The organism is Mesorhizobium sp. M5C.F.Ca.IN.020.29.1.1 (assembly GCF_003997375.1).
Classification (GTDB): domain Bacteria; phylum Pseudomonadota; class Alphaproteobacteria; order Rhizobiales; family Rhizobiaceae; genus Mesorhizobium; species Mesorhizobium wenxiniae.
Genome location: NZ_RZSW01000291.1, coordinates 1 through 7,697, shown reverse-complemented (window position 1 = coordinate 7,697; position 7,697 = coordinate 1). Strand labels below are relative to the sequence as shown.

The 7,697-nt window shown below is 55.3% G+C and carries 5 protein-coding genes and 3 pseudogenes; 4 read left to right on the top strand and 4 right to left on the bottom strand.

Annotated elements, in window-relative coordinates; all coding sequences use genetic code 11:
- Positions 1 to 514: 514 nt before the first annotated feature.
- A pseudogene (locus tag EOA85_RS21595) lies at positions 515 to 646 on the top strand (IS256 family transposase); the annotation flags it as partial.
- Positions 647 to 1,568: 922 nt separating this feature from the next.
- Here the strand turns inward: EOA85_RS21595 and EOA85_RS38160 are convergent.
- A complete protein-coding gene (locus EOA85_RS38160; protein WP_128177242.1) occupies positions 1,569 to 1,769 on the bottom strand; it encodes a hypothetical protein in 201 nt (66 codons plus the stop codon).
- Positions 1,770 to 1,824: 55 nt separating this feature from the next.
- Here EOA85_RS38160 and EOA85_RS21585 point away from each other — a divergent pair, with 55 nt between their 5' ends.
- Entirely contained in the window at positions 1,825 to 3,348 is a 1,524-nt protein-coding gene (locus EOA85_RS21585; RefSeq protein ID WP_127211099.1) for an anti-phage dCTP deaminase, read from the top strand.
- Between the two features lie 130 nt (positions 3,349 to 3,478).
- Here EOA85_RS21585 and EOA85_RS21580 read toward each other — a convergent pair whose 3' ends face one another.
- On the bottom strand, positions 3,479 to 3,811 hold the full coding sequence (locus EOA85_RS21580) for a hypothetical protein (protein ID WP_127211098.1): 333 nt from the start codon (positions 3,809 to 3,811) through the stop codon (positions 3,479 to 3,481).
- A 116-nt stretch (positions 3,812 to 3,927) separates the two neighbouring features.
- On the opposite strand from EOA85_RS21580, the gene EOA85_RS21575 reads away from it, so the two are divergent.
- On the top strand, positions 3,928 to 4,215 hold the full coding sequence (locus EOA85_RS21575; RefSeq protein ID WP_127211097.1) for a hypothetical protein: 288 nt from the start codon (positions 3,928 to 3,930) through the stop codon (positions 4,213 to 4,215).
- Here the strand turns inward: EOA85_RS21575 and EOA85_RS21570 are convergent.
- Positions 4,212 to 4,719, bottom strand: a pseudogene (locus tag EOA85_RS21570) (IS5/IS1182 family transposase); the annotation flags it as partial. The gene EOA85_RS21575 and the pseudogene EOA85_RS21570 overlap by 4 nt on opposite strands.
- Positions 4,718 to 4,975, bottom strand: a pseudogene (locus EOA85_RS39165) (ISAs1 family transposase); the annotation flags it as partial. The pseudogenes EOA85_RS21570 and EOA85_RS39165, both read right to left, overlap by 2 nt.
- A 359-nt stretch (positions 4,976 to 5,334) precedes the next feature.
- Between EOA85_RS39165 and EOA85_RS21560 the strand changes: the two are divergent.
- Positions 5,335 to 6,576 carry a M6 family metalloprotease domain-containing protein gene (locus EOA85_RS21560; protein ID WP_127211095.1) on the top strand — a complete coding sequence of 414 codons (1,242 nt, stop codon included), beginning with the start codon at positions 5,335 to 5,337 and terminating at the stop codon, positions 6,574 to 6,576.
- The last annotated feature ends 1,121 nt before the right edge of the window (positions 6,577 to 7,697 follow it).

The window sequence follows — 7,697 nt, the reverse complement described above, 5'->3', positions numbered from 1 at the left end:
GCGCAAGTAGGCGCAAAGCGGTCGTCCACGCGGCGGCCGACCTAAGTCGTCTCCGGCTCACAATTGCGGTTCGGCAGAAGTGACCGATGCTGGTATTGACACCAGCTTACTTTGTCTCGGTGACATTCTCGATCGGTCGCGCCAACCATCCCATTCGCACGCCGTTACCGCCTTTTACCGCACGCGTCGCCCAAGGGTCTTTCCAGCCTTCAAATAGCTGGACTATACATCGCTGCACAAACCTGACTGACGAACAGGACGACAATAGAACTTAAGGCATAACTCGCCCTTCCCGCTGATGGATTGAGTCGATGCACCTGACTCCTGGGGCATAGAGAATCTAGATGGGCCCACTTCTAAGCGAAGTTGACCATAACTGGTTGATATTGAATAATTTTGGTGGGCCCGGAGGATGTATTGAGACGTTTGATTTGATTGTCTTTTTCGCGGGCTAAAATCAGAAATCTTCCCGTATCGCTCCGTATGGTTCCGCGCCTAAGCAAAGGACGCTGCAGAGAGCTGTTTGCGGCTGGTTCGGGCATTGGCGGTGGAGATCCACGAGAACTGGCTCGAGGCGACCCGCTACCTCAACATGGATCATCTGCGCGAGCACAAGAAGGAGAACCTGAGGGCACTAGCCGCCTGAGACGCGGCCGCCATGTCCGCCGCTCCGCTAAACACGGGGGCTGCGCGGCGGACACGCCAACGTCACCGCTGAATGCCACGCCATTTTTTGCAGAACTTGACGCACACAACTACAGAACAGCGGCGGCATGTCTTGGTCACGGTGGGTGATCCACTCCCCCAACCTGAACTGCCAGGTTTCGGCCGATCTTTCCGTGACGGTTGCATGAGCGTTCATTTCATTCTCTCCGGTTGGCCTCTCAGGCCGCGCCGGATAGGCCCGGCAGCCGGGGGTGAGAGGCGACTGGAGATCGCCGGCAAGCTTTTGGCTTTCGCTTGGACATAGCTTTGCCACCCCGGCCAAAACCCTTTGGCCTGCCGCTGCGTGTCTATCGATTTGCAGCGCTGAGGCGCGTTGTGTGGTTTTGGTCATGTTGTGGGGGGCTTGAAAGGAGAAAGGCGCCTGGTGGACGGCCATTAGAATACAGGAGGCAGCAGAGCTGACCTATTTGGATGCTAATTCCTGTGTGAAGAATAGCGCGCCCTGTTTACTTGCTAAACAGCTTCTGCCTAGAAAAGAGGCAGACGGTGATTCGTGCCGTCTGCCTCTGTCTTCATGCGTACTCGCGGTAAATGTGGCGCCGAGTGGACGAACAAGACCGCGAGTCCGCTCCCTGGCAGGTCGGTAACTAGCGCCCTGAGGCTTCCTTAGCAAGCCACAGGAGTAACGACTAATGGCTAAGTCTCCTCCCCTTCGGCCTGGCCAACTCGCTCCGCGCTCTGGTCAATATGAGATCATTGGCCCCCGCGGTGGCAAAGGACCCGAAAGGACAGTGGTTCGCAATGAGCCTCTGCCCCCGACGCCGTCAAAAGGATCAACCTATAAGCTGGTTGATCCGACCAAGCACGGCAAATGAAATGGCGGCGGGCTTCGGCCCTCCGTTTTATTTTGCCTTAGCTGGGTAGGTTCCGGCAGAAACAACCACTGTCCGGGCAGAAGCCTTGGGGGGGAGATTGACAGCCTCGGTGCGACCATCCTGTTTCAGCCATGCAGAGTAGTAGGCTCCGCTGCGCTCTATCAGCCCATCGACGTATCGTGATGTCACTGTCACGCTATTTATTTTCACGCCAAGCTTGCCATGCATGGTCGTTCCTCCGGTTTCCAGAATCATGCTACCAGAATTTTAAGGGACCGTTAACGTGCAAAATGCACTAGAAAAATTGGAATGCCCAGAAATCTTCATTGGTGTTGTTTCTCCAGTAGGGGTGGATACAGCGGGTGTAATTTCTAGTATAGGGCGATTTTTCGCAGCGTCAGGCTATGAGGTATTCGACATCAAAGTAACCGACTATTTTGATGTCCTAAAAAAATCTTTATCGATTGATCTGCCTCTTGATAAAAAACCGACAGACAGGCGGATAAATAGCTATATAGACTTTGGAAACAGAATTAGAGAGGAGTTCAAAGATGACTCGGTGCTCGCCGCGTACACTGTATTTAAAATAGCCAGAACGAGAGAGCAGGAATTTAAAAAGAACAAGCAGATATCATACCAGAACCGTGTCTATATCATTCATCAATTTAAGAGAAAGGAAGAAATAGACCTTTTGCGGTCTGTATATGGGAGGCTGTTCTTCCAAATTTCTGTATACTCTAGCAAGAAATCAAGGGTAGACTATCTTTCGCATAGAATAGCCCATGACCGCGGCACTGCGGACCAATCAGAATCAAGAACCATGGCCCATGAGCTTGTTTCGAGGGATGAAAACGAGAAAAAGAACCTTCATGGCCAGCGCCTGACCAAAATCTTTCACGATGCCGACTTCATAGTAAATAGCGATGCAGTCGAACAGGATGGAGCGGACAGGCAGGTCAATAGATTTCTGGAACTACTATTTTCGTCCAACGCACTCTCTCCCACGAAGCTCGAATACGGAATGTTTGCTGCGAAGGCCGCTGCGCTTAGAACGCTCGACCTTTCGCGCCAGGTCGGAGCAGCCATATTTCGACCCACCGGTGAAATCATAAGCATGGGTTCAAACGAAGTGCCCAAGGCGCGGGGCGGCACGTACTGGTGCGATGAACCGCCTTTCGACGCAAGGGAATACACTCTCGCCGTTGATTCAAACGATTCCAGAAAACGCGAAATCCTTGCTGAGATCTTCTCGGCGGCGGGTTCTCCACTTACTTTTGAAGAATTCTCAGCCAAGGAAGCCGTGAGGGAATCCCAATTTATGGATGCCCTCGAATATGGCCGGATAGTCCATGCCGAAATGTCAGCGATTTCTGACGCGGCCAGGCTGGGGCTATCTGTCGCTGATGCGACACTATTTTGCACGACTTTCCCGTGCCACATGTGCGCCAAGCACATTGTGTCAGCAGGCATCAAAAAGGTGATCTTTTTGGAGCCTTACCCGAAGAGCCTAGCAGGCGATTTGCACTCGGATTCGATTCAAATAGAAGGTGCGTCCCGTGGCAAATACGAAGCTTACGAGTCCGTCAAATTTGAGCATTTCCACGGTGTAACGCCGCGGAGATACCGCGAATTGTTCGAAAGAGGATCTAGAAAGGCCGATGGCCGCTTTGAACCATATATTCGAAACCGCAAGCGTCCTAATCTTAGTTTAATAGCTCCCTTCTACACCGACTTTGAATCGAAGGTAGTACGAAGCGGCTTCGCCGCCTTTGAGGAGATCGTGGCCAGGAAGGCTCTGGACGGCTGACCCTCATATTTTCAATTGGAAAAATGCGCGCGAAGCGGGCGAACCGGTAAGCCGAATGAAAGGCTGCGAAGACTTGATGCCCGGGGGGCATTTGATCGCCGGTCGTACCGGTCGCCCCGCTTCGCAATAGCTAACTCAGTTTTTTGCCTCGCGCGGGCCCGCATGCGCAACGCGCGCAAAGGGTACGATGAACACCGCACGGTTCGCCCGTGATGGCGTCCGTCATCATGGCGACCATCATGCGGAGGCCAGCGTGATAGCGGATTTCCTCGCCGTAATAGGCAAGGCCACGGCTCGCCAGATAGCGTTCGCCAAGCGTGCCAAGCAGCGGTACCGTCTCGGCCCAGATGGTAGCAGCAATGTCGATGCGGCGTTGTTCGTCCACCAAGCCGGAACCGTCGACGGTGGGTTCTTCAGATGCTGCAATGGGCCTGTCGTCGGACGGGCCAAGGCGCGCCTTCACATGGTCGCGGCATTCTCTCCAGTCGTCACCCGAAAAAGAACGGCATATGAAACTGCCGTCCGGCTTGAATGTCACCTGGAGGCTCCGGTCACTCCGGTATGGGCCGGGCCAGGGCAATGAATACTGTTACGCCCGGTGACTTCGCCACCAAGGGCGAGAGCAGCAGATTTAAGATTGATGTGAAGGAGAGTTACGTCGAAACTCTGCGCAAGCAGCATCAAGGGGATGTCGAGGATCTACGTTCTGGGCTGTCACCGATGGAGGTCGCGCGGCGTACCCAGGAGACTAGGTCAGGGCCGGCAAGCCGCCTATTTGGGATCAGCGCTGACTGCCAGCGCAAACAGCCCGCCGCACCTTCCGGCACGGCGGGCTCTATTGTCGAGCGTGAACAATTGATTGGCTAAGCGACGAACTGCTTCGGCGGGGTCTGAAGTGCGGTGATCAAGAGCCACAAAAACGCCTTCAGCCACCGAGCAGGAGGGAGAAGTTGTAGCCGGCTGCGGCCAGGATGGCATTGATCGCATCGCCTTGGGTGTGAGCGAGGTAATTGCGGCCCACTCTGTGTTCGTTCTTGATGTGGCCGATCACCGGCTCGACGGCCGATCGCCGCCGCATCTCGCGCTTGATGGCCGGTGTCACGCGTCGCTTCTGACCGGCGGTGAAGACCCTGAACTTGTGGCTTTGCGGCGCGTTGTGGCCGCGGCAGCCGGCATCGGCGAGGATGCGCTCGATCTCGGCACCGATAGTGTCTTCCATCGCAGGAATGATTTTTTTGAGCGTGTGCCGTCGTAGGGGTTCCCGGGAAGTGCCATGGCGTGCAGGGCGAACTGACCGCACTTTGAACGCTTCAGCGTCGTAGCCACGGACACCCTCACCCCGAATTCGTAGGGTGCGTGCGCTTTGCCTTTTGTCCTTCAGTCCAGTGCGCGATCGGACGCTTACGATGGTTGTGGCATTTGGCAGGCGCAGTTCACCGGGGAAGCGTCTTTGGCCTTCGAGCCAGCCGGCCTCGCGGCTGACGGTGATGGCGCGTTCCTCAATGCGGCCATGGGCTTTGTCGAGATCGACGAAGCTGTCGAGGCAAATCGGCGGGGCATCATCGAAGTAGCGCTCGATCTCGGTGCGCAGCGTGGGCTGGTTGGCCTTGACGGCGAAGACATGCTCCGTCGGAACCTCGACGGCGACCTGCAATTCCATCGGGTGAGCCGCGCCGTCAGTTCCACGAAGGACCGTAGCGACAGTTCTTAATGGTCGAGCCGATCAACCCGCTATGAGCGACGACGCCTTCTCGCTGTTCGAATTTCCCTGCAGAGAAGGTCATGCTCAAGTTCAACCATAGCTGCGAACGATTCCGCCTTTGCTGAATAAATCTGGATAAATCTGGCTTCGGCCGGATTAAATATTTCGATCTGGCCATGGCTCTCGTTTGGACGCTGACGGACGAGAGGCTTTGCTGTACGATGTAGCGAGATACGGTTCATCACCTTGAGCCGATCACGTGCGAAGTCAGGGAGTCGTCGTCCATGAAACTCCGCATTTCTGCTTCGGGCTGGCGATGCCGTTGCAACAGCAAGCATGGAATGTTCCCCTGCCGGGTTCCTCCCTCGCCTGATGTGATGGCGGCCACCTTTATGCAGTACCAAAGATCAGGTAAATCGGGCAAGCTTTCGTTCCGCCAATACTTGGTGGACATCGGATTTATCGACCCATCTATCGGTGTTGCCGGAATGGATGATGCGGTTCAGTTTGTGCCTACTCCTGGTGGGCCGGAGATGCTGGCGATCCCTGCACAACCAGTTCTTGGAGAGGTTCAAGTCAAGGCCCTTCTAGTTGACTTTTCCGATCGCCCTGGCGTTTTGCCCCCGTCCCATTATCAAGACCTACTGTTCTCCCAGGGCATCTACCCGACCGGCAGCATGAGGGATTACTTCAAGGAGGTCAGTCTCGGAAAAGTCGACGTTGTGGGGACTGTCGACGGATGGATCCGTATGCCGAAACCTTATTCTTTCTACACCAACAATGAATCGGGCACCAATTGGAATAGCTATCCTCATAACGCCCCCAGGCTTGCCGAGGATGCCGTCAATGCAGCACTTGCGGGTGGCGTGAAGTTCGCTCAGTCGCTGGATAAGTTCGGGCGAGGGATCGTGACCGCGCTGTTCATCATCCACGCCGGGCGCGGGGCGGAAGTTATGCTAAAGCCACAACAGGGCGGAGAGATCTGGTCGCACAAGTGGAATCTCCGCAACCCGGTCGAAGTGGCACCGAATCTCTCGACGACCATCTATCTCACCGTCCCTCACGACTGCAAGGTGGGAGTTTGCGCTCACGAGCTCGGTCATCTCGCCTTCCAGTGGCAGGACTTTTACGATCCGAACTATGACGAGGACGGAGCGGAATGGGATGGTTCAGGCGTGTGGGATCTCATGGCTGGAGGCTCCTACAACGGCAGCAGCGCTAGACCAGCTCACCCCGCCCCATTGCACAAATTGCAGCATGGCTGGATCAGCGCCTCTACCATCACTTCGTCCGGCAGCGTGAAGATCAAACCCTATACGGCCACGACTGGACATGTCTATAAACTCGTTTTTCCCAAGTTTGAACCAACGCAGTATCTCTTGTTGGAGAGTCGCAAGAGGGTAGGCTTTGACTTTGATCTACCTGGTGAAGGCTTGCTCGTATGGCAAGTGGACGAAATCAAGGAGCAGTTCGCCCCGGTTGCGCCAGGCCTCTCGCTTTCCAAGCAGATGGACGCAATGATCTGAACAGCCCGGACGATTGGAACCAAGGCGATGCCGCCGACCCGTTTCCCGGCAGCGAGAACAGGGTATCATTGACCGATACGGGAGTAGCGTCCACTTCATTCCCGGGCACGAGATCGGGTATCAGCCTGAAAAACATCAGCTTCAGCCACGATGGCATAGTCACTGTGGACGTTCGTTTTAGAGCTTCACCTAAGGGCAAGAAGGCAGAGTCCGCAAAGCAGACTACTGGCGCCAAAAAGGCAAGCGCGCAAACAAAGAGCGCGTCCGTGAAGCGAAGGACTGGTGCTAAGAAGATCACCAAGCCTAAAGCGGCAACTGAAAATGAATCGGAAGTCAAGAACGGGTAAGAAACGAATCCCGCCGCTCGGAGTTCTCGCCGCGGCTCACGGCGATCTCCGTCCCAATTGGTATCAGAACCTTATCGATCAGCCATGTTGTCGCTGTGGTCGCCAATGTGAGCACTTGGCCACCTCCCGCAGAGCGATATAATCTGGCAACTGTGATGGCGGTGTACAAGTTACTTGCATCGAACCCGGTTTACCGGATCGTCGATCTGATCGAGGACCGCGTGCCGCTTTCAGAATCGCGCTTCGCCGACTTTAGCTGGCCGCCGTCCGATATGGATCGCTTCGTCATATCCTCTGCGCATCACCGGCAATGGTTGCCGCGACACGGCTCCCTCGCTGCGCAGTTCGAAAGACGTACTAGTGCGTCCACTGCGCTGCCTTTCAAAGGCGTTAGGATATTTCGGTGTAGGCGGCCGCTCCAGTCAACGCGAGCCCTTGTGCCGAAGGTCAGCTTCGGAGGAGCGCCCGGAATGTTAAGAAATGTGGCGCGACCACGACCTCCGCTGTCATCGGAGTGTTCCGCTTTCGGGAAGCAGCAAAGCTGATCCCTATGTCCGGGATTGGGCGCAAAGCTGTCGCCCGTCGAACGTGGCTCTTGGGTCATGAATTTCCCTTGACCTCCCCTTTAGGGAAGGTCTGCAATAGGTCGATAGTGTTGAAAAAGTCCGGGTTGCAGCGGTCCTGAAGCACTGATTCAATCTTCGTTGTAAGAGGAGATTGAGTCGATGATGGGCGAGCAAAGTGTGATGCAGGAGGAGCTGTTCTATGGCTTCA